Raw genomic sequence first — 25,897 nt, forward strand, 5'->3', positions numbered from 1 at the left:
CCCGTTCCCTATGGCCGCCCGCCCGGCCCACCACCGCCTCGCTCCGGCGGCGGAAACGGCGGGCGAGGACCAGGACCGGGCGGGGGCGGCGGAAAGGGAGGGCGCTGGCCATATCCCGGCGGTGGGCCGTACCCGGGTGGCGGGCCGTAGCCCGGTGGTGGGCCGTACCCGGGTGGAGGAGCGTAGCCGGGCGGCGGCCCCGGCGGCGGACGGTATCCGGGCGGCGGACCGTAGCCCGGCGCAGGTCCGTAGGGGTTCGGGTGGTGCCCGGGCGGGATCGGATGTCCACCGGGCGGGACCTGCCCATACCCGTACGGTGGTTGAGTCACTCCCCCGTACCCCCTCGTCTCACGTTCGCCGACAGCCGCTGACGCAGAATAGCAAGCTGTTTAGAGTAGGCACTCATGCTGACTCTTCGGGGGGGCGCCGTCGGCGCGCTGCTTATCACCATCGTCGGAGTGCTCACGATGGGTTCGCCTGCGACCGCACCGCAAGCCCATGCGCAGGAGCCCGTCGCCGACGGCATCACCATCGTCGCCGATCTGAAATTGAGCCGCGAAGGCGTGCTCGAGGTCAAAGAGCAGATCACCGTGCCCGAGGGCGACAAGTTCACGATGACGGTGCCGCTGCGGGTACCCGCGGGCGAGGGCGCCGAACGCGTCTTCGAGGTCACCGATATCGCCGCCGAGGGCGCGGGCACAGCGAAGGTCGAGGGCGACCTGTTCACTGTGCGCGCAGACCCCGGCCAGTCGAGCTTCAGCTACTCGGTGAACAACACCGTCAGTGAGCAGGAGGGCACCCAGCTGTTCCACTGGGTCGGGGTGATGAACGCCGATATCGCCTCCATCACCGCGTCGCTGATCAGCCCGAGCTTCGAAATGGGCATCGTGGACTGCACACTCGGCCCGCCCAATGCCAGTAAGCCGTGCGCCGACGTGCACATCGAGCCCGACGGCGTGCTCTACCTGGAGCAGACCGATCTCAGCAAGGGCGATGCCATCGACCTGACCATGCAGATCCCGCCGGGCACGGTGCCCGCGAACGCCGAGATCCGCGAGACCGGTTCGACCGCCTTCGACATCACCGCGCCCGTCCTCGCCGCATTCGGTGTGCTGCTGCTGGCTCTTGCCGCGTTGGCGGCGTATGTGTTCCACGCTCGCCGTCAACAGGCCGACGCGGGGACCGCAACCATCGACCCGGTGCTGCGCGAAGACGGCAAAGCACAGTTCACCTCCCCCGACGGAATCTTGCCCGGTGAGGCGGGCGTCCTGCTCGACGAGAGCGCCGACCCGACCGATATCGCCGCCACCGTCGTCGATCTCGCGGTGCGCCGCTACCTGTGGATCGCGCCGATCAGCGATTCGGATTGGCGCATCACCCGGGTGAATCCGGCCGACGATCAGTTGCGCCCGTACGAGCGCGCCGTCTACGAGGCGCTGCTGCCCGGCGGTACCGAAGCCGTCACCGTCGGCGAACTGCGCGCCCCCGGACGGGTGCAGGCAGACCCGGTGCGCGAGGCGATGCTGGCCGACGCGATCGAGCGCGGAGCCTTCATCGACACGGCCCGCCGCAAGCTGCCGATCTGGTTGGGGATCGGTCTGCTGGTGGTCGGTGTCGGTGCGACGATCGGCCTCGCGCTCACCTCCGGCCATGCCCTCGTCGGTGTCGCCATCGCCCTCGCCGGTGTGGCGGCCCTGCTGCTGCCGCGTTTCCTGCCGACCCGTACCGCGCACGGCCGCGCCCTCACGGGCCAGGTGCGCGCTCTGCAACGCGGTCTCGACGCCCTGCGCCGCGATTCGATCCCACCCGCCGACCAGGAACTGGTCTTCTCCCGCGCTCTCCCCTTCACCATCATCACCGGCCGCGCCGACAACTGGATCCGCACCTTCCGCGACCTGAACCCCAGCGCCGACCGCCAACCCGGCCTCTACTGGTTCGGCAGCTTCGAACGCGACCGCAACCTGCACCGCTTCGCAGGCCACTTCCCATTCTTCATCACGGCGGTGGAAGGTTTGTTCCCCGCCGGAAACTAACGGCAGGACTTCCCGGAGCCCGGCAGCCGATTCGCTGCCGGGCTCCGCTGCGTTTCCAGCATGGCCGAAACCGGCGGCCGCACTGCGCCGGTGACAGCGACCGCGGCGGGGGCTTGCGCGTCCACCCCAACCCAGACCGCATCGCCTCCATTCGATGCTTGACCTGCAAGTATTCGAGTAGCTATGGCGCCAAAGGGGTTTCACGACAATTCGGGGTTCTCGGGGACTACTCACACCACCCAGGGCGCAAACAGCCAACAGCACCGGCCGGATCGGAGGCGTGGCCTGCCGGAATCCGTTCGATTCCAGGCAAAAGCCCAGTACCGGACCCGTTCCGGCTACAGAAACGTCCCGCGCGCGGGACACGAGAGCCAAGGGGATTCGAAGATATGAGGGAGACCAGTAGCACCTTGCCCCGCCGCGAACTCGGGCGGCAGTTGCGAGAAGCGCGGGAGGGTATGGGGATGAGCCTCGAACAGGCAGCGGATCTGGTAGTTCTGGAATTCGGCAAGGATCGGCGCGGTAAACCGACCGAGCCCACGACAGTCTTCACCGAGTACTACACAGGCGAGTTCTACTCGGAAAAGGTCCGTACGATCGAGCGGTATCGGCAGGCGTTTGCGGCGCTCCAACTCGTTGCGCTGAGTGAGATCGACAGCAACTGCGTCATCGAATTCGAGCCGGCGAGCCAGGTCGTACGCGGTGCGCGCAGGCGTGGTGCAGAAGAATCCGTCAACTCGGCACAACTCGTCGTCAGGTATGCGCATCCTGTACACCCGCAGGTCCGCAGGTGACCGAGCCGTATATGGGAACGCGGTCTCAGGCTGCCGGTCATCAAGCCAACGCGTTCCGTGCAATGCCGCGGCCGAAACCCCGACAAGTATCCCGCGCCCTTTCCCCCACAAGCCGGCGGCGACAGCCCGCCCTCGCGCATCGAGTGAGAGCCCAGGCGGCACATACACATCCGGGTACACCCGCACATACTTCCGCTCCAGCTGCCACCGACTAACCCGCCCATCTCGCACCGCGACAGACCCCGCAAACGGCAGCGCCTCGCACACCCCCATCGCTCGATCCTCCCACCCCTCACGGCGTCATGTCGACGAGGGAGACGTAAGGCTTGCGACACGCCGGGGCCACCGGTCTCATGTCTCCCTCATCGTCCTACGTGAGGGTGGTGCGGCGGATGGTTGGTAACGGGTCGGTGTAGAGGGGGGTTAGGGAGGTTGCTACGGCGGCGAATTCTTGGACTTTGGGGGCGAAGCCGGTGATGCGAATGTCGGTGGGGGGCAGCACCGTTGCTTGGTTGAAGGCTCGGGAGACGTGGGCTAGGGCGGGGCGGTAGGTGGTGAAGGCTTGGCCGCCCAGGACTACTCGGTCGGGGTTGAGGAGGTCACGGACCAGGGCGACGGTGTGGCCCAGGATCGTGGCGCGTTCGGCTAGGAGGTCGCGGGCGGAGTGGGAGCCGTCGGCGGCGACGCGGTAGAGGTCGGTGATGGTGGTGCCGCCGGTGCCGTTGTGGGCGGGGATGATTCCGCGGCCGACGGCGCGGGCGTGCAGGGCACGGTCGCCGACGGTCACCTCGAAGCAACCCTTACGGCCGCAACCGCATTCGACGTCCGAGCCGGTCGGTAGGTGCGCGATCGAGCCGGGGCCGTTGCTCGGGGTGTGCACTCGACCGTCCAAAGTGACGGCTACGCCGGCGGTTTCGCGGACGTAGAAATAGAGGCTGCTGCCTTTGGCGAGCCCCGACCAGACGTCGGCGGCTTCGCGTTCGACAGTGGGCAGCAACAGTTCCGATGCGGCCATCGCCTCGACATGCGGCGCCACCGACACCGGAAGCTCTAGGACTTCGGCCAGCACCGCCCCGAGCGGCGCGCCACGCCAGCCGAGCTTGGGGTGGTCGACCACACCGGTCTGCGAATCGACGCGGCCGCCGATCGCGACCCCGGCCCACAACGGTTTACGCCGATGCCAGCGCTGCAGGAACGCGCGGGCGCTGCGGGCGACGGTGGTGACGGCGAATTCCTGACCGGTCTGCGGAGTGGCAATGGCGAGACCACCGAGGATGCGGCCGCGTAGATCGGCGGCGACGATCTTGGTGGCAGCGGCACCGATGTGCACGCTGATCGTCAGATACGCGTCGTGGTCGATTTCGAACGGCACCCGTGGCCTGCCGACCGCGCCGGATGCGGTCAGATCGGGACGCTCCCGCAGTACCCCGGCGTTCAACAGGGCCGAGACCTGACGGTTGACCGTCGCGATACTCAAACCTGTTGCGCGAGCGGCGTTGTCACGAGATACCGGACCGCCGGTCGCGGCCCGCAGGACGGCGGCCGCTGGGTTGTCGGAGATCCGTAGTTCCGGTGCGACGACGACCGGGCGCGTACTGCGGACACGGGGGGTGGGCCGAGAAACGGTACGTTCCAGGGTAGGAAGGGACATCTGTGATTCCTTGCTGAAGTCCCGGCGAACGGGACGTGCCTACACGTGTGGTGTGGCGGCAGCGCGCGAGCGGGAGAACCCGGAGAACTCGCTCAGCCGCGGCAGCAGGGACAACACAGTTCCCGCGTGAGCGGGAGCCGCAGACCGAGTCCAGCGGTCACGTAAGTGACTCGCTGAGCGGTGATGCGGCTGGTGAACATGCGATCGAAGGTAACACCGATTCGCGCGACGCACCAAGCCCCTGCACGCCTATGTGTGTCCGAACACAACTGTTTCCGCAGGTAATAGCGTTGCCTGACATCTCATGGATGCGGGCGCGCAAAAGCCCCGCCCGGCGCATCGCCGGGCGGGACGTGGTTGACCCTTATTTCGCGGGCGCCGGGAACGGCTGGTTGATCGTCGAGAAGTACTGGATCGCCGCGCCGATGGCGACGGGAGCGGTCACCAGCAACTGACCGGCGACCGTGCCGAGGGCGCCGACGGCAAGGACGCCACCGAGGCAGCCGATAGCGGCAGCCGGAATGAACGGACCGAACAGCCCGACGATGGTGGCCGAGGCGACCGTGGCGCCTGCGATTCCGCCGAGCACGCAGCCCGCCGCCGCGCCGCCGAGACCGCCGACCAGCGTGCCGACCGATGCGCCGAGGGCGACGGTGGTGGTCAGCCTGGTCCACGCGTCCTTTTCGCGATCGTATTCGGATTTGAACGGCGCCTTGTTCTCGAACGGCAGCGCAACGGGTTGGTAGACCGCGTGTGCGAGATCGAATTTCGGCGTCAGCGTCGCAGTCCGCCCGGATATCTCGGCGGCGATCGGAAATTCGAATTCATCCACCCGGAAATTCAACGGAGTTCCGGCGAGCACCGTCCCATCCGGGCCCTTGACCTTGAATGTATCGCCCTCCACCGCCAGCGATCCGGCATCGGTGGTGATGATCGACTGCGTGTCGCTCGATTCCGCAGTGAAATTCACCGCGCCCGGTTCCTTTTCCGTTGCCGCACCCGCTGTTCCGGCAGCCATACCGGTCGCAACCGTCACCAACGCCGCGATAACGGCTAGCTTGTTCATCTTCATGAAACGCAATCCCTCATCTCAAAGAAACCTTCGAGGAAGAGCATCGACTGAATTGCGTCCGGCGCCGAGGTTAAAACCCGGCGAGATTTCAATGGGCTACGTCCCAGCGAAGCCATCGCGCTTCGAGATCGGCCGGCAATCTCCGTCGGACCAAGGAATCGCGGATTGCCTCGGACTCGAGCCGCCCCTACACCGGCGCGTACGACGAGTAGGTGACTCCGCTGCGGAAACCCTTGGTGTCCAGCAGTTTCAACTTCGGCACCTGGTAACTATCCGGAAATAGCCTGCGCCCACCACCCTGCACCACCGGGTAGACGAAGAGGCGATACTCGTCCACCAGATCGGCGGCGATCAGCGCGTGACAGAGCTTGATACTCCCGGTCACCACGATCTCGTCGCCGGGCTGCTCTTTCAACGCCCGCACTTCTGTCACCGGATCGCCGGACAGAACCGTCGAGTTCTGCCATTGCGGGTCGGTCACGGTAGAGGAGACCACATACTTCTGGATCCGATTCAACGAGGCCGTGATCCCGGTGGGATCGTCGGCCTGCTTCGGCCAGTAGCTGCGGAAGTCCTCGAACGTCTGCCGCCCGAGCAGCAGCGCCCCGGCCTTCCCGTTCTGCTTATGGGTTTCCTCCAGCAGGTCGGAATTGTCGGCTTCACCCGACTCCTGCGGATCGAACCAGTCGCCGAGCATTTCGATGGATCCGTCCACCGTGATGTTCTCTGTGACTACCAACGGCCGCACGCCAGCCTCCTCGGTCTCGTCCCTGTGCCTATATAGACGATCCCGAGGCCGCCGATTCATCGCCGTGCGGCAGCCGAGCAACGGCATTCCGCCGCCGGGTGCCGCACGGCGGACGATCAGTTGACGACGCAGGCGCTACCGAGATTGATGCCGTTACCCACCTGAACGGTGGTGCTGACGACCTCGTCGGTGCCTACGTGGATCTCGGCGGTGATGACGTGCTCACCGGGAGTCGACGGCGTCCACATCTGGGTGACGGTGTCGCCGGCCACCTTCTTCGGGCCGCCGTTGCCGCGGATCTCCCAGCCGTTGTCCCGGAACATCGTCCGATGTGCGATCGAGGCGTCGACGATGGCCTTGATCTCGTAGGAACAGGTGGTGCCATAGCCATTGGCGAGGCCCTGCGACACGGTGACGCTGTGGACGACGGCGGCCGAGGCCTGCGGCGCGGTCAGGGCCGTGCCCGCGGCGACAGCGAGGACGACGGGACCGAGTGCACGCACGATTCGCATAATGGTGGATCAACTCCTGGTGCTTGATGTGACGAGGGGTCGAGCAGCAGCGGCCCGAAACGGCCGCAGACACCGATCATTCGGCTCGCGAGCGTCCCCGGCAAGGCACAGGAAGTATGGTCTCAGCCCTTCTTGGCGGCCGCCTTCATCTGCTTCTTGAAGGCGCGAACCTCCAGTAGCGACTCCGCGTCGACGATATCGGCGGCCGAACGGCGTGAGCCCGGCTCGGCGTAGGCGCCTGCCGCGTCCTCCCAGCCCTTCGGGCGGATATCGAGCTGCTTACCGAGCAGGGCGAGGAAGATGCGGGCCTTCTGGTCGCCGTAACCGGGCAGGTCCTTGAGCCGGCGCAGCACCTCTTTGCCGTCCGGGTCGCCCTCGGTCCAGATGGCCTCGACGTCGCCGTTGTAATGCTCGATGACATAGCGGGCCAGATCCTGGGTGCGCCGGGCCATCGACCGGCCGTAGCGGTGGATGGCGGGCGGGGTCGCGCACAGTTCCTCGAACTCGGCGGTATCGGCCTCGGCGATCCGGTGGATATCGAGTCCGCCCATGCGGTCGGCGATCTTCTTAGGACCGCGGAACGCATGCTCGAGCGGATACTGCTGATCGAGCAACATGCCGATGACCAGGGCCAGCGAGCTCTCCGACAGCAGCTCGTCCGCCTCCGGTTCCTGCGCGAGAGTCAACTTGCCCATGATGCGCTCCTCCTACCCGTCCGGACGTCTCCCGATCATCCCACCCCGCCCGCGTCCCGTGCACGAGCGCGGCTGCACCGGGCAGGATGAATGGCCTGTGTTGATCCGCAGTGATTACAGTCACAGACCTGCGTCGCGGGCACAGGCACGCCCACGTAGGCTCGGCGCATGCCCCAAACGGCGATACCCACATCCGCAACACCCACGATGGATGGACCCATGAACAGCTTCGGGCTACGTCCCGACCGCTTCGACTCCGCGGGCCAGGAACAATTGATCGATGTGCGCGACCTCCAGGCCGCGCTGCCCGGACTGGCGCGGTTGCGCGACTGGGCACATGACGCCCTCGCACTGCGTCCCGGTGAGACCGCCGTCGATATCGGCTCCGGCACCGGCTCGGAGGTCATCACCTTCGCCGAGGCCGTCGGGCCCGACGGGACCGCGCTCGGCGTCGAACCCGATCCACATCTGCTGTCAGCGGCCGAGCGCAACGCCGCGCAGACCGGTTCGCGGGCGAAGTTCCATTCCGGCGATGCCTACGGCATCCCGTTCGGCGCCGACACTTTCGACGCGGTGCTCTGCGAGCGCGTCTTCCAGCACCTCACCGCACCCGATCGCGCTGCTCGAGAGATCGCGCGCGTGGTGCGACCGGGCGGACGGGTCGTGGTGGTGGATTCGGATTGGGGAACCGCGATCGTGCACCCCGGCGATCGTCGTGTGGTCCGCGAGGTCGTCGACACACTCATCTCCGCGACCACCAACCCGTTCTCCGGACGCCGTCTGCCCGGCCAGCTGACCAACGCCGGCCTGGTCATCGACGATATCGGCTCGCACGCACTGGTCCAGGAGCGCCCGGCAGGTGCCGGTGCGCTGGTCTCGCGCGTCTCGGCGATGGCCGTGGCACGCGGGTCGATCACCGAGGCCGAACGCGAGCAGCTGCTTGCCGACCTCGCCGCGGGTGCCGCCAGCGGCGATATCCACCTGTCGGTGACGATGTTCGCGGTCCTCGCCCACAAACCGGCGTAGGCGACGTCACGACAGCGGCCCCGGCAGAACAGGAAGTTCCGCCGGGGCCGCTGATTCGTATCTACTACTTACCGAGCAGCTTCTCGGTGGCCGCCAACAACACGCAGGTAGCGAGACCGTCCATGGCTTTGGCCAGCTCATCCAGTGACGGGAAGCTCGGCGCGATACGAATGTTCTTGTCTTCCGGATCTTTCCGGTACGGGAAGGCCGAACCGGCGGCGGTCAACGCAATGCCCGCGTCCTTGGCCAGCGCGATCACGCGGGCCGCGGTGCCCTCCATGACGTCGAGGCTGATGAAGTAGCCGCCCTTGGGCTCGGTCCAGGACGCGACCTTCGACGCGCCGAGCCGATCCTCCAGAATCTTCAGCACCAGTGCGAACTTCGGCTCCAGCAGCGCACGATGCTTCTGCATATGCGCGCGCACGCCTGCGGCATCGGTGAAGAAGCGCAGGTGACGCAGCTGGTTGATCTTGTCGGGGCCGATGCTCTTCTTGCCCGAGTGGCCGAGGTACCAGTCCAAGTTGGCGGTGGAACCGCCGATGAAGCTCACGCCCGCACCGGCGAAGGTGATCTTCGAGGTCGAGGCGAACACCAAGGGGCGGTTCGGGTTTCCGGCCGCCTCCGCCATCCCGAGCACATCGAGCACCGGCGCGGCGGTATCGGTGAGCGGGTGCACCGCGTAGGCGTTGTCCCAGAACAGGCGGTAGTCCGGAGCGGCGGCGGGCATCGAAACGAGTTCGCGCACCACGTCTTCGGAGAAGACGACGCCCGTCGGGTTGGCGTAGTTCGGCACCGCCCATAGGCCCTTGATCTGCGGGTCATCAGCCAGCAGTGCCGCGATGGCCTGGGTGTCGGGGCCGTTGTGGCGCATCGGGATCGGGATCATCTCGAAGCCGAGCGCTTCGGTGATTGCGAAATGACGGTCGTAGCCGGGGCTCGGGCACAGGAATTTCACGGTCGGCTCATCGGCCCAGCGGCGCGGCGAATCCGGCGTGCCGAAGAGGGTCGCGAATACGATGACGTCGTGCATCAGCTCGAGGCTGGCGTTATTGGCGGCCAGCAGGTTCGACACCGGAATGCCGAGCAGCTCACCGAAGATGGCGCGCAGTTCCGGCAGGCCGTGCAGGCCACCGTAGTTGCGGCAGTCGGTGCCGGTGCCGTCACGGAAGTCACCGTCGCCGGGCAGCGAGAGCAGGGCATCGGACAGATCGAGTTGTTCCGGTGAAGGTTTACCCCTCGTCAAATCCAGCGTGAGCTTCTCGGTTTGGAGCGTCGCGTAATTCGCGGTCTGGGTCTCGTGTTCGGACACGAGCTCCTCATGGCTCATCAAACCGATCTGCGTTTGCCGGGGCATCCTGGGCAGCCTTTCCAAGCAGCGTGGGGTGGTGGGAGTCGGGGGCCGATCACTCGGCACACCCCGGTCAACGTTACCCGGCGATTGCTGCGAATTGGGCGCAATAAAATAAGGGGACCCCGCGCACCCGGCAGAGCCCGTTGACCCTTGCTGCCTTCCGGCCCTGGGGGAGTTCACAGGATGCGCGCCGCGCGGGATCCGTCGGCCAGTGTAGCGGTCCATGGCGGGTGCGCGCAGACGGGGGCAGCGCACAGCAAGATCGCTGGCTACGATCCTTCTGAACATCGGAGGGGCCTTTGCCCTCAGGCACGAGGGGATCGAGTAGATGACGAACCAGAATCCGCCCGAACAGGGCGGCCAGGAACCGCAGTGGTGGGAGACACCGAACGCCGGTGCCGGAGCCGATCCATCCAGATCGGATCCGACGATCCTGCGATCCGACCTGAATCAGCCGGTCGCCGATCCGACCATCCTGCGCTCGGACCTGAACCCACCGGGCGACCCGTACGCCGGCGGCGGTAACCCGTATGGCGGCGCCGCACCGTACCCGGGCGCCAACCCGTACCCCAGCGGCGGCAACCCCTATCCGTCCGGCCAGCAGCAGTGGGCGCCGGGGCCCGGCCAGCCCGTGCCGCCGCCCGGCTTCATGCCTCCCCCGCCGCCACGGTCGAGCAGCAAAACGCCGTGGATCATCGGCGGTTCGATCGCCGCGGTGGTGGTGCTGGTGATCGGCATCGGCATTTTCGCCATCGCGAAGGCCGCATCCGAAGGCGAGGGCGATCAGCCCTGGGACGGCGATTACGCCTTCAAGGAAGGCAACGCCTGCGAACTGGTCGACCTCGGAGTCCTCGAGCAGTGGGCGGTCAACCGCGACGAGACCACGCACAAAGAGGACGGGCCGATGGATCGCCTCGGCGGCGGCGACCTCACCTGCCGGGCGAAGAACACCGACCCCGGCGAGGACGGCGACGAGGCTTCCCTGTCCCTCGAAGTCTCCTTCGACTCCAAGTACCAGGACAAACCCCGCTACGACATGTGGAAGAGCTTCGACACCGGAACGACGGGCACCGGCTACGACAACGGCACGGTGAGCGGTCTCGGTGAGCGCGCCTACTACGCCACCGAGGAACGCACCTACAGCTACATCCCCAGCACCCTCGACCACATCGTCGCGGTCAACGACAGCAATATCTCGGTCAAGGTCGAGATCAGCGTGTCTTCGATGAGCAGCTTCGACCGTGACGGTATCGATGCGGCCGCGCGGGCACAGGTCACGAAGGTGCTCGACGCCCTGCGCAAATAGCCCGCGACGACGGCCCGCGCCCGCCGCGACCGGCCCGTTTGGCGTCCAGCAGGGGGCAGCCGGTATGCTGCACCACGGAGGATTCGCCTAGTGGCCTATGGCGCTCGCCTGGAACGCGGGTTGGGTTAACGCCCTCAGGGGTTCAAATCCCCTATCCTCCGCAGAGAACGACAGGTCAGGACATTATCGATGTCCTGACCTGTCGTCGTTTCAGGCCACCGATCCGGCTCGGGCGAGATCGGCGGCGTCCCAGCGGCCGCGCGAAGCCATCACCGCGGCCCGGTGCCGTGCGGACCACTCGGCTATCACCTCGAGCGCGGACAGCAGGCTGCGGCCCATCGGGGTCAGCGCGTACTCGACCTGGATCGGGACGGTCGGGTAGACCGTCCTGGCGATCAGACCGTCACGTTCGAGTCTGCGCAATGTCACCGTGAGCATGCGCTGAGAGATCCCCGGCACGCTCCGATGCAGTTGCAGGAACCGGCGCGGATCGCCGGTGAGTTCGGCGATCACCAGCACCGACCATTTATCGCCGACGCATTTGAGGACATCGCGAACATTGGTGGCCACCTGATGTCCGTCGCCCATCACATGCGGGGTGTCGGTTGCTCGTCGGAGCATCGTTTCCATTGCTATCGCCGCCGTTCACTCGCCGTCACGGACCCGGGAGCGGCCCGGGTCGCCAGGTACATGCGATCGCGCGCGTTTCCGAGGGCGACGATCAAGATCAGGTTGCCGAGGTTGTAAGGCCCGAGCAGGCGTTCGGCCTCGCCGAACGAGTCGTCCGGCACATCGAATCCGGACAGCTGAGTCAGCGATTCCGCGAAGGCCAGCGCCGCGCGTTCCGCATCGGAGTACAGCGGCGAATCACGCCAACCCGCCAGCTGATTCAGCCGCTCCTGGGTTTCGCCGCCTTCCAGCGCGGCCCGTGTGTGCACGTCGAGGTGGTAAGCACAGGCATTGAGCTGAGAGACCCGGATCCGGACCAGCCCCTTGAGCCGGGCATCGGCCCACCCCTCCTGCTGGAGAACCAGCTCGAGCTCGGCGATCAACTCGAACGCACGCGGCGAAACCGCTGCCAGATCGAGCCGCTGTCGGTACATCGTCCATCCTCACCATCGGGTACTTCGACAAGCCTCGTGCGGTGCCCGGACCGGAACAACGGCAAACTCCTCACCTATCGGTAAGCTGCGTTTACCGATAGGTGAGGGCGTTGGATGGATGGGCAGGAACTGGAGGCGTTCCTGACGCTGTCCGAGGAGCTCCATTTCGGGCGGACCGCCGACCGGCTCTTCGTTTCGCGGGCACGAATCAGTCAGTTGATCAAATCGCTGGAACGACGCGTCGGCGCACCGCTGTTCGAGCGGACGAGCCGGCGGGTGGTGCTCACACCGATCGGGCAGCAGCTGCGCGAGGGCCTCGGCCCGCATGTCGACGGTATCCACCGGGCCCTCGCCAAGGCAGCCGATTCCGCGCGCGGCATCGGCGGCACTTTGCGCGTGGGGTTTTCCAGCCCGCGGGCCAGCGAACTGGTCGTGCGGATCATGGCGGACTTCCGCGCGCGACATCCCGATTGCGATGTCCAGATTCGCGAGGTTCACCTATCCGACCGCTACGGGGCCGTGCGCCGGGGCGAACTCGACATGCTCCTCATCGAATTCCCGGTCGACGAGCCCGATCTCGTCACGGGTCCGGTCCTGTTCAGCGACGAGCGGGTCTGGTGTACATCCCACTGGCCGACGTGCCCCCACTCGACTACGGCCTCGCCTGGTCGGCGGTGGACGTCGCCCCGATGGGCCGCGAGTTCGCCCGGCTGGCCATCAAGAAGTACGCGATGCGCTCGTCGGACGCCGAAGGCTAGCCGCCACTGGCGACCTCGCCGGTCCCCGTCCCCGCCCTGTCGTCGACCGCGGAGCGAATGCGCGCGATGAGGTCGTCGAGACGACGCTGATGTGCACCGGCCCAGTAGATCCGGCCGCAACCACCGCATTGCCGGAAGGTGTTGTAGTAACGGCGAGTAAGCGGTTGCAGCTGGTCGGCGATATCACGCTTGGCGACGTCGGCCAGTAGGCCGCCGCATCGCACGCAGCGGGTGAGCGGGGCAAGGCGGCCTGCGAGATCGAGTCGGGTGACGACCTCCACGATCTGTTCCACGGGACGATCCGAGCGCACGAATACCCCGTGGGTGACGATGCGCCGAGCGAGTAGGCCGCGGTCGCGGGTGAGCAGGATGCGATGTTCGGCAGCCGATATCTCGGCCAGTTCCGCGTCGTCGGCCTCGAACTCGCAGCGGATATCGAATCCCATGAGCCGCATGAGGCGGGCGAGCCCACCGAGGTTGACGTCGACAAGGAAGCGCGGGTCACGCAGTGGATGTGGGCGCACGCGGGTCAGCGACCCGATGTCGAGCGTTTCGAACACCGGGTAGACCGCGAGCCGATCGCCCGGATGGGGACGGTGGGCGAAATCGACGGATTCGCCGTTCACCAGCAGCAGGTCGATCTCTGTGTGCGGCACACCGGCGGCCTCGACGACATCCTTCACCGTCTGGTGCGGACGAGCAGGCCGCCACAGCGCCCGGTAGCGAGCCGACGGCGGCAGGAAGTCGTTCAGCTCGGCATATACGCGCAGCTCGACGCCTGCGGTCACCGGACCATTGTCCCGGTCAGGCGGCCAGCCGCTGCTCGTAGTCCGCCGCGAGCTCGCGCAATGCCGTCGCGCTGTCACCGACGAAGCTCGAGCCGTGCATGATCGCGAGCGTGGTCGGCTGGAGGTCGGCGAGCCGGTAGAGCGCCGCGGGCACGGCCGGTCCGAGTGAGGTCGCATGGAATGCGTCCTCGGCGGCCGATGCGGGCCCGACCAGATCGGCCGCGGTCAGCGCCGGACCTTTGCCAAGCTGGGACATCAGATCGCCGCAGAACAACGTGCCGGTGGTCTGCTCGTAGAGCACCCTGGCCTCCCAATTGTGCGGTGCGTGCGGCGTATCGAAATGCTGCACACGACGGCCGCCGAGATCGATGACCTCGCCGTCGACCATCCGGCGCGGCGGCCGGTCGGCCATATCGTCGATGGAGACCATGCAGCCGAGTTCACCGTGGGCCACCTGAGCGTTCGGTGCGGCCGCGAGGAACTGATTCATGGCCCCGCACTCGTCGGCCTCGACATGGCCGAAGGTGATCCAGCGCAACTGCTCGACCGGCCTTATCCGCTCGATCTGACCGGAGACCAGCGGAAACAGCGCCCGCATGCCGCAGTGGAACAACAGCGGTTCCTCGGCATCGACGAAGAACTGATTGAAGGTGAACCCGGCGGGCCCGACATCAGGGATGAAGGTGGAGATGCGATAGATGCCGTCCGCGATCTCGTCGGTATGGGTATCCATAACAGAATCCCTTGTAGTACTGACCCCCCACTCACAACCACGCGCGATCTCGCATTTTACTCGCGGATCACGGTCGCCGGTACATCGCAGAAGAAGGCGTTCAGTCGGTTTCCAGATCAGGGACCTGTCGCGTATGCGTACACCATGCCCAGGAATGGGCACAGCGATTCGGCCACATTGCCTGAAAGCGGCTTAAGGTTGCTTCAGCCTAGCTTCAGCCGCACCTGAGACCGTTAGCGGCAACTTCGAAATAACAGCCCCCACTGGAGGTTTCGTCCGATGCTCCTGCGCAAGATTACCGCCGTATCGACCCTCGTCATCGCAGCTACCGTTGCCGCGATCGGACCTGCCAGCGCGAATCCGCATGCCGCACAATCCGAAGCTGTCAACTACACAGCTACCACCAATCATGAGAATAGTGTTATCTCGGTCGATTCGGGATCACTGACCGCGGATAACGGCATCTTCGAAATCAAAGCCGACAATGGCACCGTCCTCGCCGGCACGCCGCTCGAGTTCCGCGTCGACGATTTTCTCTTCCCCATTGTCGCCGATATTCATGGCCGGACCGCGACGCTCACGCCCCGGTTCGACCTCGAACACGCCGTCTACAGCCCGGTGGCCCTGCCCTTCGAAGACGAGGCGAGCTGGAAGACGCCCTACGACCGCGAGGTCGCGGCCTTCACTCGATTGAAGGACACGATCGCCACCGGCGCCTCGATCGGCACGATGGTGGGCGGAATCGGTGGCGGGGCGATCGGCTGCGTCCTCGGCGGTATCGCCGGCGCCACGGTTGCGGCGGCCACCATCGTCGGCATGTTCGGACCGTTCATCCCGGCCGCGGCGGTCGGCTGCCTCGGCGGCATCCTCGCCATCGGAGCCCTTGGCACGCTCGCCGGCCAGCTCCTCATCACCGCGCCGGTCGCGATCGCCGCACTGACGCAGTACTTCACCACGATCAATGAGCCCTTCACCCCGCGCGGCAAGTAGAACCCCGCACTCGACCGGGGGCAACACCCCCGGTCGAGTTCTTGCGTGAAGGCGAAAGCCGGTTCAGGACTCCCGGGAATCGGCTGTTTCCGGCGAATCCGCCCGTGACGGCTCCCGTGGTCCATCCGGTGGCGGCGGTCGACGACGCTCCCACGCGCGAGCGAGCAAAATTGTCACCCCGACATACGCCCAGCCGAGCAGCACATCCACCGCGTAGTGCTCGCCGCCGTAGATCAGCGTGAATGCCATGGCCGGCGGGTACAGCGCCAGGATGACGCGGAACCATTTCGGCGCGTACGGCCATAGCGCCACCGCCACCATCAGCGAGAACGCGGCGTGCAACGACGGCAGCGCGGCGACCAGATTGCCCTGCGCTTCCAGCCAATCGGCGCTGGTATCGAACGACACCATCCCGAATCCGAAGCCGCTGACCCGGCCGACCTCCTCCGGGATCACCCCCTCCCGCGACGCGTACCAGGGCGGTGCGGCGGGGATCAGGATGTAGGTGAGCAGGCCGAGATACGACAGCAGCACGATGCGGCGCATGTACTTGGTGAATCGGCCGCGCGACTGCACGTAGAAGATGGCAGCCACCAGCCACGGGACAACGAAATGGCTGGTGTAGACGATGCCGGTGAGCAGCGTCCACCACGGTTGCTCGTCTCCCGACACCAGATGCTCCTGCAACCAGACCGTCGGAATGGTCCCACCGAACATCCAGCTCTCCACCGAGACCAGTTCTTCCACCCGAATCGGCATCCCGAGTTTGTCGGCAATACCGCGGGTGTGGTCGTAGACCACCAGAGCGGCGATCAGCGGTACCCAGTCGATCAGAATGCGCACATGCTCGCGCCACGGCCGGTAGGGATTGAAGGCCGCGATGCCGACCATGATCCAGGCAGCCTGATAAATGCGATCGGTCGGGATTCCGAAGACGATGCTGACCACGGCCAGCGCCACAAGGTAGCCACACCAGATCCCGCTGCGGAACAGTCGGCGCATCGGTCGCTGTTGTTGTACGGCCGAAGCATTCGCCGTTGGCACGCCCATCTATCCAGTTTCCACGCGCGACGCGGGCGCCCGCGCGATATCCGGGAGACGTCCAGTGTGCGACGCCACGGTGAATTCGTTTGCTGAAGTGTTGCTGATTCCCGGTTCGCGGGATACGGTCGTGCCCGATGGGAGACGGACGACTCCCAGGCTGTTCGCATGGGACCGGGAGAATTCGATGGGGAACACGACCAATAGCTGCCACCTTGCTCGTACCGGGCGCAGCGGCGGCATGATCGCGGCCGACACGCCGGTCGACGATTTGCTGGCGACCAAGGAATTCACCGTCGACGGCACCGCGGTCCGAGTGATGATCGGTCGCCCGGAGCCGTACGCCACCGGGCGCGGCTGGCGCTGCCGGATCCGCGTCGAGCGCGGCACCTCGCGGCTGGAACAGTCCCAGGTCGTGGCACCGGACGAATCGTCGGTCGTGCGGCTGGCACTGGAACTGGTCACCTCACGGCTCGGGGTCAGCGAAAACCAGTTCTTCGAAGGCGCCACCGTCGGCCCCGGCGCCACCGGGGCCACGATCGTCCGCTGATCGGCCCGGATCACCTGGTGTGCTCGGCGAGAAAGTCGGCCCAGGTCCTTTTCCCTTCGTCGCAGCCGAAGACCAGGTTGTCGCCCGCGCGGTAGGCGCGGCCAAGTGCGCCGGGAATCCGAACCGGAAGCAGCAGACGACGTTTCCCGGTGGCGCGCAGGTATTGACGGGTGACCTCCGGTAGCTCCAGCACCTCGGGTCCGACGAGGTCACGCACCAGGCCCGACGGTTCGCCGAGGGTGAGTTCGACCAACCGCCGCGCGACCTCGGCCGACTCCACCGACTGGAACCGCATACCGCCGGGTGCCGGTGTCACCGGCGACTTCGCCAAGGTGCTGACGATGGTGAACACCAGGTCGTGGAATTGGGCCGCGCGCAACGTCGTCCACGGCACCCCAGACTCGACTACGGCCTTCTCGGCGGCCGTCTTCTGCCGGTAATACCGCACCGGCAGCGAATCCGGGGCCGTGACCGAGATGTAGACGACGTGGCCGACGCCCGCCCGTGCCGCCGCCGTCATCAACGTCCGGGTGGTCTCGGCGTCGGTCTTGGCGTCGCCTGCCAGGTGCAGGATCGTGTCGACGTCGGCCACCGCGGCGTCGATGCCCTCGTTCTTGAGCAGGTCACCGGTGACGAATTCGATCCCGTCGCGAATGTGCCCGCCGTGCCGGCTCAGCACCCGAAACGGCACGCCTGCGCGGCTCAGCATCGGCGTCACATGACGTCCGAGGGTGCCGGTGCCGCCGGTGACCAAGATATTGGAAGGCATCGCCGTTCTCCGTTCGCATCGCGCCACCGGGCGATCGACCCGGTGATCAGCAGTTTTCGGTCTACGTCTCAGACGAGTGATGGGCTCCGAATGTGACGGCCCGGCCGGACAGTGACCACTGTCTCACCGGAAGTGCGAAGATTTCGGTACGACGTTCGCTCCTGTGCGAGAGAAGTGCCGACGATGATCGAGGTAAGCGACAGCATCCTGATCGATCGACCGGTCGACGTGGTTTTCGACTACGTCGCCGATCAGACGCACGCGCCCGACTGGCAGGACGGTTTGATCGAGGTTCGCCGGACCACCGACGGCCCGATCGGCGTCGGGACCACGCATATGGCCGTGCGCACCTTCCTCGGCCGCAGGCTGGAACTGACCAACGAATACGTCCGCTTCGAGCCGGGCCGGGAGGTCGCGTTCACCGCCGCAACCGGGCCAAGCCACATGGAGGTCTCCTACCGCACCGAGCCCGAGGCAGGCGGCACCCGCCTCAGCTGTGAGATGCGGATGGAGCAGAAAGGGCTGTTCAAGCTGGCGGATCCGTTGGTAGCCCGGAGCCTACGGCGGGACTTCGCCTCGAATTTCGCCAATCTGAAGGCCCTGCTCGAAGGCGTAGTGGAGTAGAGGCGACACTCTTCGATCAGCTCGCGGCGGGGAAGATCTGATCAGCAGGCGGCCGGACCGATTCTCGGACCGCGGCCGGCGGCGCTCACCTCTTCCAGGGCGACGCGGAGCAGTTCGGCATAGAGGTCCAGGTCGGGGACGGTCTCGGGGTCGGCGTGGATGGACAGGGTGATGGTGTCGCCGAGGCCGTGGATGCCGTGGGTCAAGTGCATAACGGAGCCGAGCGCCGGGAAGCCGGCGGTGAACAGCACGGGCGCCGAGCCGAAGGTGAGGTCGGCGGGGCCCCGGTGGACGCTGGAGACCACGGTGTGGCCCGCAATGAAGTCGGGGACGGTGTCGATCGGGTAGCGGTCGACGTCACGGCGCAGGATCGGGGCCGGCAGTCCCGCGGTGACACGGTCCTGCACCGACAGCAGCGGGTGGGCGGCGCGGGTGCGGCGGGCGGCCAGATCGGCGGCGATGTGTTCGGCGCGCCGACGCACGTTCGGTTCGCCGGCATACAGGTCGATACCGAGGCTGCGGTAATTGTTGCGTGGCGCCCGCGCGAGCCGCGCGAACACATCACCGATGGCGGACGAGACGCGGCGGACAAGGTTCTCATCGCGCCTGTCCACCGGGTGCGGCGTCGGCAGTGCCATCGGCACTTGCGCACCGAGCCGGTCCATCGGCGCATCCCGGCGTTCCAGATACCGCGCCAATGCGATGGACACCGCGGTCAACGCCACGACCGTCACGCTGAAACCCGGCACCCGCAGCCGCTGTTCGGGGCACACGATCATCCGCACCCGATGCCCGCGGACCTCCCCCGGCCCGTTCAGCACGCTGGGCGCGAAGCCCCCACCCGCCTCCGGCAACTCCCCCGCCGCAGTCAACTCCGCCAATTCCCGTTGCGCCAGGTACGCGCGAACTCCGCCGACCATTGTGCGAACCATCCCAACAGGAACGCTGATCGCCGCCACCCCGAGCCGAACCGTGTCAGCACCGGACCGCGCCAGGTCGGCCGCCGCGGATACGGCGCGTTGGGTCGGCGGACGGAGTCCGTCCGAATCGACGGCACCTGTCCGCGTGCGGCTGCGATCGCCCCATCGAGCGGGTCGCGCATCGTCGGCGAGCCCGGCGCGGCCCCGTGCCTGCGAACCCGCATGCCGCACCTCAGATGGTGCGAACAGAGCGCGCGCCAAGCCGGCCGCACGTTTGCCATCGGCCAAGGCGTGCGACATCTGCAAGACAGCGACGGTCACCGGTTGCGAATCGGCGGACTCACCCGGCCCGCTACCGTCATGTGCCCTGCTCGGAGGCGGGACGGAACCCATACGTGAGCCGCTGCCGGAGTGCGTTCCGGCCGGGGCTGCGGCAGCGAACCCAGCAAGCCCTATGTCGTCGTCGGATACCTTCGCCGGCCGCGGCGCCCCTGTGACCCTGCGAAAGACATGGATCCGCCACGGGTGCACGGCGGCGTCGACGCCGCTCCCGAGCAGTTCACCAAGAGCGTCTTCCAGATGTGCCCAATCATCCTGTGGGAGCTCGTGTTCGACGAACTGTTCGTGGTCGAACCCGCAGGGAACCCAGGCGGGGTAGGCGAGACCGGCCGGTGCGGGGCGCAGGCGGACGCGAAGGTCGGGGATGGCGGCGCTGCGATGTTCGATCGCCGAGCGCAGCTGGTCGGTGCTCAGCTCGGATTCGGCGAAACAGTACAGCAGGAACAGGTCGTTTCGGGTGCGGCGGGACAGCCAGTACATCGTCGCGTCCTGCGGCCGGACCGTGCTCATGGCCGTGTTCACCGTTCGCCCGCTCCGCTCGCCCACTGGGCCGACGATAACGACACGGCGGCGAGACGGCGGAGGTGGGCAGAAACCATCGACTGGGCCCACGGGCAGTGCTACCGTCTGTAGTAGAACCCCCAATCACTCTATCCAGGGTCGGGTGTCGGCTATGGCTGCACTAGCTCGCACTATTAGTTCGCAGGCCAACGCGGTGGACGATCGATATCGCGCCGCGGCATTCGTGAAGCGCTCCATCAACAAGGTCTTCCCCACCCACTGGTCGTTCCTGCTCGGTGAGATCGCCCTGTACTGCTTCATCATTCTGTTGCTGTCCGGCGTGTATCTGACCTTGTTCTTCGACCCATCCATGGCGCACGTGACCTATGACGGCGCCTACCAGCCGCTGCGCGGTGTTGGCATGTCGCGGGCCTATGAGACGGCGCTGAACATCTCCTTCGAGGTGCGTGGCGGTCTGTTCGTACGCCAGGTGCATCACTGGGCGGCGCTACTGTTCGCGGCCTCGATCATCGTGCACCTGCTGCGCATCTTCTTCACCGGCGCGTTCCGCAAACCGCGTGAGGCGAACTGGGTGATCGGTTCGCTGCTGCTGATCCTGGCGATGTTCGAGGGCTTCTTCGGCTATTCGTTGCCCGACGACCTGCTCTCAGGTACCGGCCTGCGGGCCGCGTTCTCCGGGATCACCCTCGGACTCCCAGTGATCGGCACCTGGATGCACTGGTTGATATTCGGCGGCGACTTCCCCGGCGACATCATCATCCCCCGCCTGTACGTCGCACATGTACTGCTGTTCCCCGGCATCATGCTCGCGCTGATCGCGGCCCATATCGCGATCGTCTGGTACCAGAAGCACACGCAGTACCCGGGGCCGGGACGCAGTGAGAAGAATGTGGTCGGTGCTCGCATCGTGCCGGTGTTCGCGGCGGATCAGGGCGCGTTCTTCGCCTTCACCCTCGGCGTCGTCGGCGTGATGGGCGGACTGCTCCAGGTCAACCCGATCTGGAATCTCGGCCCGTACAACCCATCGCAGGTGTCGGCCGGTTCGCAGCCCGACTTCTACATGATGTGGACCGACGGCCTGGCCAGGCTCATGCCGCCGTGGGAGCTCTACCTCGGCCGCTACACCGTCCCCGCCGTGACCTGGGTGGCACTGACCATGGGCCTGGTGTTCGTCCTGCTGATCGCCTACCCGTGGATCGAGAAACGCCTGACCGGCGACAGAGCCGCACACAATCTGCTGCAACGCCCCCGTGACGTCCCGGTGCGCACGGCGATCGGCGCCATGGCCATCACCTTCTACGTGGTCCTGACCCTGGCTTGCGTCAACGACATCATCGCCTACAAGTTCAACATCTCGCTCAACGCGACCACTTGGGCCGGTCGTATCGGCCTGCTGCTCGGCCCGCCGATCGCCTACTTCCTCGCCTATCGGTTCTGCCTCGGCTTACAGCGCAGCGACCGAGCAGTGCTCGAGCACGGCATCGAGACCGGCGTGATCAAGCGGCTGCCGCACGGTGAGTACATCGAGGTGCACCAGCCACTGGGTCCGGTCGACGAGCACGGCCACCCGATCCCATTGGAGTACCAGGGTGCGACGGTGCCCAAGAAGATGAACAAGCTCGGCTTGGCGGGCAAACCGGGCACCGGCAGTTTGCTGCGGGCCGATCCGCGGGCGGAATCCGATCGCAATCTGGCGATCGAGGAGGAAGAGGAGCACCGTCAGCTCGCGGTCCTGCGCAGGCAACAGGACATCGAGTCCGAACGCTGATCCGGCACTGCGAAGGCCCCGAGTCCGACTCGACCCGGGGCCCGTGATGCTGTGTGTTCCGGCTGCGGCCCGACGCTACTGTCGGCGTCCGAACTGGCCGCTGGACAGGCCGGTTAGGAATGCGTCCCACTCGCCGGGTGCGAAGGCCAGCACTGGTCCGTTCCCGCTGTCCTTGGTGTCCCGGACCGCCACGTTGCCGTCGACGAGCTGCGCGACTTCCACGCAGTTCCCGTCCGGGCCACTGTGCCGGCTCTTCCGCCACACAGCCCCCGACAAATCAACCTCCACGGCACCGACTCCTTTGCTGCGTCACGATATTTTGTTCTGACTTCGGACTTGCTCCGATCAACCGGCATCCGACACCGAACGACGAACGCCGTGGTGCGCCTGGTGATAGCGCGCAACTTCCCCTGTGCGCCTGCCTGCACTCGCATTTACGGGAACGCACGGGCTGCGCGGCGAAAACGCCCACGTGGGCGGGCACCGCGCAGTGAACCCTAGCAGGTTCATCCATAGTTTGCCGGGCTCTTGCCCACTACCACAACACTTTTGCCAAGCTTGCGAAGTTTTGTCGTTGCGGAAACATTGCCAGCGGAGAGCTTTCTTTCTGAGACGGTTTCAGCGGTTGAAGTATTCATCCGATGTGATTGGCCTGTGATCGGTCATAAATGCGCAGACCGATACACCGCGCGAGCGCAACGCCGGATGGGCGTGGATCATGGAGGACATGGTCGAACGTGATCGCGACGCCACAGGTCGCGCACTCAACGCCCGTCCGCGAGACCGCTTCGGACGGCCGCTGCCACCGGGTAGCGAGGGTGTGCCGCGAATTCCGGATGACTTGAATCTGCCACCCCAGCAAACTCTCTCCTTCGCCCAGCAACTGCTGAACGATGGCCTCGCGTTCAACGCACATGAGGTTTTGGAGGCGGCCTGGAAGAACGGACCGTTCGCCGAACGGATGCTGTGGCAGGGACTGGCGCAGTATGCCGTGGGGCTCACCCACATTCAGCGCGGGAACGCGAAGGGCGCACATACCCTTCTGACGCGAGCGATAAACCGTCTTTCGTCATTTGGTGGCGACTTCGAGAGTGATTCTGATTACACCGAAAGGAGTGGCGAAACCGCCGATCCCATTCCGTATGGCATCGATGCAGCGGGTCTGATCGCGTACGCGCAAACCCTGCTCGCAGATCTGGACACGGGTACACCGATCACCGAGGACCGGCTCAAGCCACGCCTGTGCGGTACCGCCTCACCACGACGATGACCGGACCGCACCTACCATGACCGGCATGCCGACCGACCTCGCTCCCGCGGGCCGATACGCGCCGAGCCCCTCCGGTGACCTACACCTGGGCAATCTGCGAACGGCCCTGCTGGCCTGGCTCTTCGCCCGTAGCTCCGGACGCCGATTCGTAGTGCGCGTCGACGATCTGGACCGGGTACGGCCCGGCGCCGAACAACGTCAGCTGGCCGACCTGGCGGCGATCGGCCTGGACTGGGACCTGCCGGTGGTCCGCCAATCCGACCGCCTCGAGCACTACACCGCGGCCATCGACCGGCTCACCGCCGCGGACCTCACCTACGAATGCTTTTGCACCAGAAGAGAAATCCAGCAGGCCGCCACCGCTCCGCACGGGCCGATGGGCGCCTATCCGGGCACCTGTCGCGACCTGTCCGATGCCGAACGTGCACGTAAACGCACCGAGGGCCGATCCGGCGCCTTGCGACTTCGGGCATCGGTGACCGAATTCGAGGTGACCGACCAACTGCACGGGCGCTACCGCGGCTCGGTCGACGATGTGGTGTTACGTCGCGGCGATGGCATCCCCGCCTACAACCTCGCAGTGGTCGTCGATGACGCGGAGCAAGGTATCGACCAGGTGGTGCGCGGCGACGACCTGCTGCCGTCCACCCCGCGCCAGGCGTATCTGGCCACGCTGCTCGGACTGGAAGTTCCACATTACGCGCATGTCCCGTTGGTACTCAACGAATCTGGGCAGCGGCTGGCCAAACGTGACGGCGCGGTCACCCTCGCCGACCGGCACGCACTCGGCGAAACCACCGAACAGGTGGTGTCGGCGCTGGCCCGCTCGCTCGGCTACACCGGCCACACCGCGCCCGAACTGCTGACCGAATTCGACCCCGCCGACCTGCCCTCCGAGCCCTGGACGCTCGATCCGGACGGGTTGTTGCAACATGATCGTTGTCCGTAACGTACCCAGCGACCGATCTTTCGACGGACGAGGATTACATATGACAAGCGGTGGGTACGACCCCAACCAGTATCCGCAGGGCGGGCAGCCGTACGGGCAACCGCAATTCGGGCAGCAGCCCCAACAGCCGTACGGTCAGCAGCCCCAACAGCAGTACGGCCAGCAGCCCCAACAGCAGTACGGCCAGCAGCCCCAACAGCCCCAGCAGCAGTACGGGCAGCCGCAGTACGGGCAGCCGCAGGACCCCCACGGCCAGCAGGCCCAGTACGGTCAGCAGCCGCAGTATGGTCAGCAGCCGCAGCAGGACCCGTACGCGCAGCAGCAGTATGGTCAGGCTCCGCAGGGCCAGTACGGGTATCAGCCCGGGTTCGGTGGCCAGCCGGGTGAGCTGTGGCCGCGATTCGGCGCACGCGTTATCGACTCGCTCATCGCCGGCATCATCCCCGGCATCATCCTCGGCGTCGTCTTCGCGGACAGCCCGATGGCCATGCTGTTCCTCGGCTACCCGATCATGTACATCGTCATCCTCGCCTACATGGTGCTGATGGAGATGAACGGCGGCATGTCGCTGGGTAAGAAGCTGCTCGGCATGCGGGTCGTCGCCCCTGGCGGCGCTCCCAAGATCAGCCCGGAGATTTCGCTGAAGCGCAACGCGTATCTGGCGATCGCCATCGTGCCGTGCCTCGGACCGCTGATCGCCGTCGGTCTGATGATCTACATGGCCATCACCATCGAGCAGGACCCGAACAAGCAGGGTTGGCACGACAAGTTCGCCGGCGGAACTCAGGTCGTCAAGAGCTGACCGCTGACCGCGTCGTTGCCGACGGCGTGACAGATACGACGAGGGGCGCACCGAAACCGGTGCGCCCCTTCGTTGTCCGTGCGACCAGTCGAATCACCAGGCGGTATGACTCTTCGAGCGGCCTCACCGATCAGGGTGTGCTGTCCGCCGATTCGCGGCGATCTCGATGACCAGGTCGCGGCTGTTTACGTACCGAACCCGCTCACCACACCCACGATGTAGAGGATCCAGTACAGGATGCCGATGGTCAGGCCGACCGCGCCGACCGAGATACCGGCGATCGCCAGGCCGCGGCCCTCCTGCCTGGACTGCTTGATCTGATTGAGGGCGACGAGACCGAGGATCAATCCGACCAGGGGCACGATCAGCAGACCACAGCACAACAGCCCGATGCACGAGGTGATGAGCGACCCGATCGCCATGCCGTTGGTGCCAACCGGCGGCATGCCATAAGGCTGATACCCGGCCTGATACGGATACCCGTACCCCTGCTGCTGCGGATACCCCTGCTGCGGATAAGCCTGCTGTGCGTACGGATCAGCCGCCGGCTGCTGGTACGCCGGATATTGCGGCTGCGATCCCGCCGGATACTGCGGCTGCGCGGGCGCACCCGGCTGCGACGGATACTGCGGTGCCGCCGGGTACTGCTGCCCCGACGGATACCCGGGCTGTTCTGCTGCGGGGTGCTGCGGGACCGAACCGGCGCCACCTGATTCCGACGACACGCCCTGGCCGCCGTACTGCTTCCACCATTCGTCGGAATCGCCCGGATTGGTCATGGAT

The 25,897-nt window shown here is 66.2% G+C and carries 27 protein-coding genes, 1 tRNA gene, 1 other RNA gene and 1 pseudogene; 14 read left to right on the forward strand and 16 right to left on the reverse strand.

The window, feature by feature from the left end:
- Positions 1-404 precede the first annotated feature (404 nt).
- A complete protein-coding gene (locus GV792_RS21330) occupies positions 405-2,033 on the forward strand; it encodes a DUF2207 family protein (protein WP_163826063.1) in 1,629 nt (542 codons plus the stop codon).
- 389 nt (positions 2,034-2,422) lie between these two features.
- Positions 2,423-2,827, forward strand: coding sequence for a hypothetical protein (locus tag GV792_RS21335; RefSeq protein ID WP_163826064.1), 405 nt, complete (start codon positions 2,423-2,425; stop codon positions 2,825-2,827).
- Positions 2,828-3,197: 370 nt separating this feature from the next.
- Here GV792_RS21335 and GV792_RS21340 read toward each other — a convergent pair whose 3' ends face one another.
- The 5 genes from GV792_RS21340 to GV792_RS21360 all read right to left on the reverse strand — a co-directional run bounded on the left by GV792_RS21340 (position 3,198) and on the right by GV792_RS21360 (position 7,505).
- Positions 3,198-4,478, reverse strand: coding sequence for an ROK family transcriptional regulator (locus tag GV792_RS21340; protein WP_163826065.1), 1,281 nt, complete (start codon positions 4,476-4,478; stop codon positions 3,198-3,200).
- Positions 4,479-4,842: 364 nt separating this feature from the next.
- Entirely contained in the window at positions 4,843-5,550 is a 708-nt protein-coding gene (locus GV792_RS21345; RefSeq protein ID WP_163826066.1) for a hypothetical protein, read from the reverse strand.
- 187 nt (positions 5,551-5,737) lie between these two features.
- Positions 5,738-6,298: a dihydrofolate reductase family protein gene (locus tag GV792_RS21350; protein WP_163826067.1), complete on the reverse strand. Its 561-nt coding sequence runs from the start codon at positions 6,296-6,298 to the stop codon at positions 5,738-5,740.
- A gap of 116 nt (positions 6,299-6,414) precedes the next feature.
- A complete protein-coding gene (locus tag GV792_RS21355) occupies positions 6,415-6,801 on the reverse strand; it encodes a hypothetical protein (RefSeq protein WP_163826068.1) in 387 nt (128 codons plus the stop codon).
- 131 nt (positions 6,802-6,932) lie between these two features.
- On the reverse strand, positions 6,933-7,505 hold the full coding sequence (locus GV792_RS21360) for an HhH-GPD-type base excision DNA repair protein (protein WP_163826069.1): 573 nt from the start codon (positions 7,503-7,505) through the stop codon (positions 6,933-6,935).
- Between the two features lie 219 nt (positions 7,506-7,724).
- On the opposite strand from GV792_RS21360, the gene GV792_RS21365 reads away from it, so the two are divergent.
- Positions 7,725-8,531: a methyltransferase domain-containing protein gene (locus tag GV792_RS21365; RefSeq protein ID WP_163826070.1), complete on the forward strand. Its 807-nt coding sequence runs from the start codon at positions 7,725-7,727 to the stop codon at positions 8,529-8,531.
- A 64-nt stretch (positions 8,532-8,595) separates the two neighbouring features.
- Here GV792_RS21365 and GV792_RS21370 read toward each other — a convergent pair whose 3' ends face one another.
- Positions 8,596-9,885: an aminotransferase class I/II-fold pyridoxal phosphate-dependent enzyme gene (locus tag GV792_RS21370; RefSeq protein WP_163826071.1), complete on the reverse strand. Its 1,290-nt coding sequence runs from the start codon at positions 9,883-9,885 to the stop codon at positions 8,596-8,598.
- Positions 9,886-9,993: 108 nt separating this feature from the next.
- Positions 9,994-10,088, reverse strand: an RNA gene (ffs, locus tag GV792_RS21375) — signal recognition particle sRNA small type.
- A 122-nt stretch (positions 10,089-10,210) separates the two neighbouring features.
- Between ffs and GV792_RS21380 the strand changes: the two genes are divergently transcribed.
- Both GV792_RS21380 and GV792_RS21385 read left to right on the forward strand, forming a co-directional pair.
- Positions 10,211-11,188: a hypothetical protein gene (locus GV792_RS21380; protein ID WP_163826072.1), complete on the forward strand. Its 978-nt coding sequence runs from the start codon at positions 10,211-10,213 to the stop codon at positions 11,186-11,188.
- A gap of 76 nt (positions 11,189-11,264) precedes the next feature.
- A tRNA-Ser gene (locus tag GV792_RS21385) sits at positions 11,265-11,349 on the forward strand.
- 49 nt (positions 11,350-11,398) lie between these two features.
- On the opposite strand, the gene GV792_RS21390 is transcribed toward GV792_RS21385, so the two are convergent.
- The gene (locus GV792_RS21390) at positions 11,399-11,809 is read right to left on the reverse strand and encodes a winged helix-turn-helix transcriptional regulator (RefSeq protein ID WP_175583221.1); all 411 of its coding nucleotides are present in this window, start codon (positions 11,807-11,809) and stop codon (positions 11,399-11,401) included.
- 11 nt (positions 11,810-11,820) lie between these two features.
- Entirely contained in the window at positions 11,821-12,291 is a 471-nt protein-coding gene (locus GV792_RS21395; protein ID WP_163826074.1) for a carboxymuconolactone decarboxylase family protein, read from the reverse strand.
- 114 nt (positions 12,292-12,405) lie between these two features.
- Between GV792_RS21395 and GV792_RS30390 the strand changes: the two are divergent.
- Both GV792_RS30390 and GV792_RS29785 read left to right on the forward strand, forming a co-directional pair.
- Positions 12,406-12,858, forward strand: a pseudogene (locus GV792_RS30390) (LysR family transcriptional regulator); the annotation flags it as partial.
- A 50-nt stretch (positions 12,859-12,908) separates the two neighbouring features.
- Entirely contained in the window at positions 12,909-13,049 is a 141-nt protein-coding gene (locus GV792_RS29785) for a hypothetical protein (RefSeq protein WP_256668607.1), read from the forward strand.
- Here GV792_RS29785 and GV792_RS21405 read toward each other — a convergent pair.
- Both GV792_RS21405 and GV792_RS21410 read right to left on the reverse strand, forming a co-directional pair.
- Positions 13,046-13,837, reverse strand: coding sequence for a Mut7-C RNAse domain-containing protein (locus GV792_RS21405; RefSeq protein ID WP_163826076.1), 792 nt, complete (start codon positions 13,835-13,837; stop codon positions 13,046-13,048). The two genes, GV792_RS29785 and GV792_RS21405, sit on opposite strands and share 4 nt — an antisense overlap.
- A gap of 16 nt (positions 13,838-13,853) precedes the next feature.
- Positions 13,854-14,570 carry an MBL fold metallo-hydrolase gene (locus GV792_RS21410; protein WP_163826077.1) on the reverse strand — a complete coding sequence of 239 codons (717 nt, stop codon included), beginning with the start codon at positions 14,568-14,570 and terminating at the stop codon, positions 13,854-13,856.
- A gap of 279 nt (positions 14,571-14,849) precedes the next feature.
- Between GV792_RS21410 and GV792_RS21415 the strand changes: the two genes are divergently transcribed.
- Positions 14,850-15,560, forward strand: a complete 711-nt coding sequence (locus GV792_RS21415; protein WP_163826078.1) for a hypothetical protein — start codon at positions 14,850-14,852, stop codon at positions 15,558-15,560.
- 63 nt (positions 15,561-15,623) lie between these two features.
- Here GV792_RS21415 and GV792_RS21420 read toward each other — a convergent pair whose 3' ends face one another.
- A complete protein-coding gene (locus GV792_RS21420; RefSeq protein ID WP_256668606.1) occupies positions 15,624-16,610 on the reverse strand; it encodes a phosphatase PAP2 family protein in 987 nt (328 codons plus the stop codon).
- Between the two features lie 178 nt (positions 16,611-16,788).
- Between GV792_RS21420 and GV792_RS21425 the strand changes: the two genes are divergently transcribed.
- Positions 16,789-17,151, forward strand: coding sequence for a hypothetical protein (locus GV792_RS21425; RefSeq protein ID WP_256668605.1), 363 nt, complete (start codon positions 16,789-16,791; stop codon positions 17,149-17,151).
- 10 nt (positions 17,152-17,161) lie between these two features.
- Here GV792_RS21425 and GV792_RS21430 read toward each other — a convergent pair whose 3' ends face one another.
- Complete coding sequence (locus tag GV792_RS21430) at positions 17,162-17,920, reverse strand: SDR family oxidoreductase (protein WP_163826079.1); 759 nt, start codon at positions 17,918-17,920, stop codon at positions 17,162-17,164.
- 183 nt (positions 17,921-18,103) lie between these two features.
- Between GV792_RS21430 and GV792_RS21435 the strand changes: the two genes are divergently transcribed.
- Complete coding sequence (locus GV792_RS21435) at positions 18,104-18,544, forward strand: SRPBCC family protein (RefSeq protein ID WP_163826080.1); 441 nt, start codon at positions 18,104-18,106, stop codon at positions 18,542-18,544.
- 41 nt (positions 18,545-18,585) lie between these two features.
- On the opposite strand, the gene GV792_RS21440 is transcribed toward GV792_RS21435, so the two are convergent.
- Positions 18,586-20,313: a WS/DGAT domain-containing protein gene (locus tag GV792_RS21440; RefSeq protein ID WP_163826081.1), complete on the reverse strand. Its 1,728-nt coding sequence runs from the start codon at positions 20,311-20,313 to the stop codon at positions 18,586-18,588.
- 163 nt (positions 20,314-20,476) lie between these two features.
- Between GV792_RS21440 and qcrB the strand changes: the two genes are divergently transcribed.
- Entirely contained in the window at positions 20,477-22,093 is a 1,617-nt protein-coding gene (gene qcrB / locus GV792_RS21445; RefSeq protein WP_163826082.1) for a cytochrome bc1 complex cytochrome b subunit, read from the forward strand.
- Positions 22,094-22,168: 75 nt separating this feature from the next.
- Here the strand turns inward: qcrB and GV792_RS21450 are convergent, their stop codons facing one another.
- The gene (locus tag GV792_RS21450) at positions 22,169-22,381 is read right to left on the reverse strand and encodes a DUF397 domain-containing protein (protein WP_163826083.1); all 213 of its coding nucleotides are present in this window, start codon (positions 22,379-22,381) and stop codon (positions 22,169-22,171) included.
- Positions 22,382-22,820: 439 nt separating this feature from the next.
- Here GV792_RS21450 and GV792_RS21455 point away from each other — a divergent pair, with 439 nt between their 5' ends.
- The 3 genes from GV792_RS21455 to GV792_RS21465 are packed head-to-tail and all read left to right on the forward strand — an operon-like array spanning position 22,821 to position 25,114.
- Positions 22,821-23,363 carry a DUF309 domain-containing protein gene (locus tag GV792_RS21455; RefSeq protein WP_163826084.1) on the forward strand — a complete coding sequence of 181 codons (543 nt, stop codon included), beginning with the start codon at positions 22,821-22,823 and terminating at the stop codon, positions 23,361-23,363.
- 25 nt (positions 23,364-23,388) lie between these two features.
- A complete protein-coding gene (gluQRS, locus tag GV792_RS21460; protein ID WP_163826085.1) occupies positions 23,389-24,312 on the forward strand; it encodes a tRNA glutamyl-Q(34) synthetase GluQRS in 924 nt (307 codons plus the stop codon).
- Positions 24,313-24,352: 40 nt separating this feature from the next.
- Positions 24,353-25,114 carry an RDD family protein gene (locus tag GV792_RS21465; RefSeq protein WP_163826086.1) on the forward strand — a complete coding sequence of 254 codons (762 nt, stop codon included), beginning with the start codon at positions 24,353-24,355 and terminating at the stop codon, positions 25,112-25,114.
- 185 nt (positions 25,115-25,299) lie between these two features.
- Here GV792_RS21465 and GV792_RS21470 read toward each other — a convergent pair whose 3' ends face one another.
- Positions 25,300-25,893: a DUF4190 domain-containing protein gene (locus tag GV792_RS21470; protein ID WP_163826087.1), complete on the reverse strand. Its 594-nt coding sequence runs from the start codon at positions 25,891-25,893 to the stop codon at positions 25,300-25,302.
- Between the last annotated feature and the right edge of the window lie 4 nt (positions 25,894-25,897).

Source organism: Nocardia cyriacigeorgica (assembly GCF_010868145.1).
Classification (GTDB): Bacteria; Actinomycetota; Actinomycetes; order Mycobacteriales; family Mycobacteriaceae; genus Nocardia; species Nocardia cyriacigeorgica_D.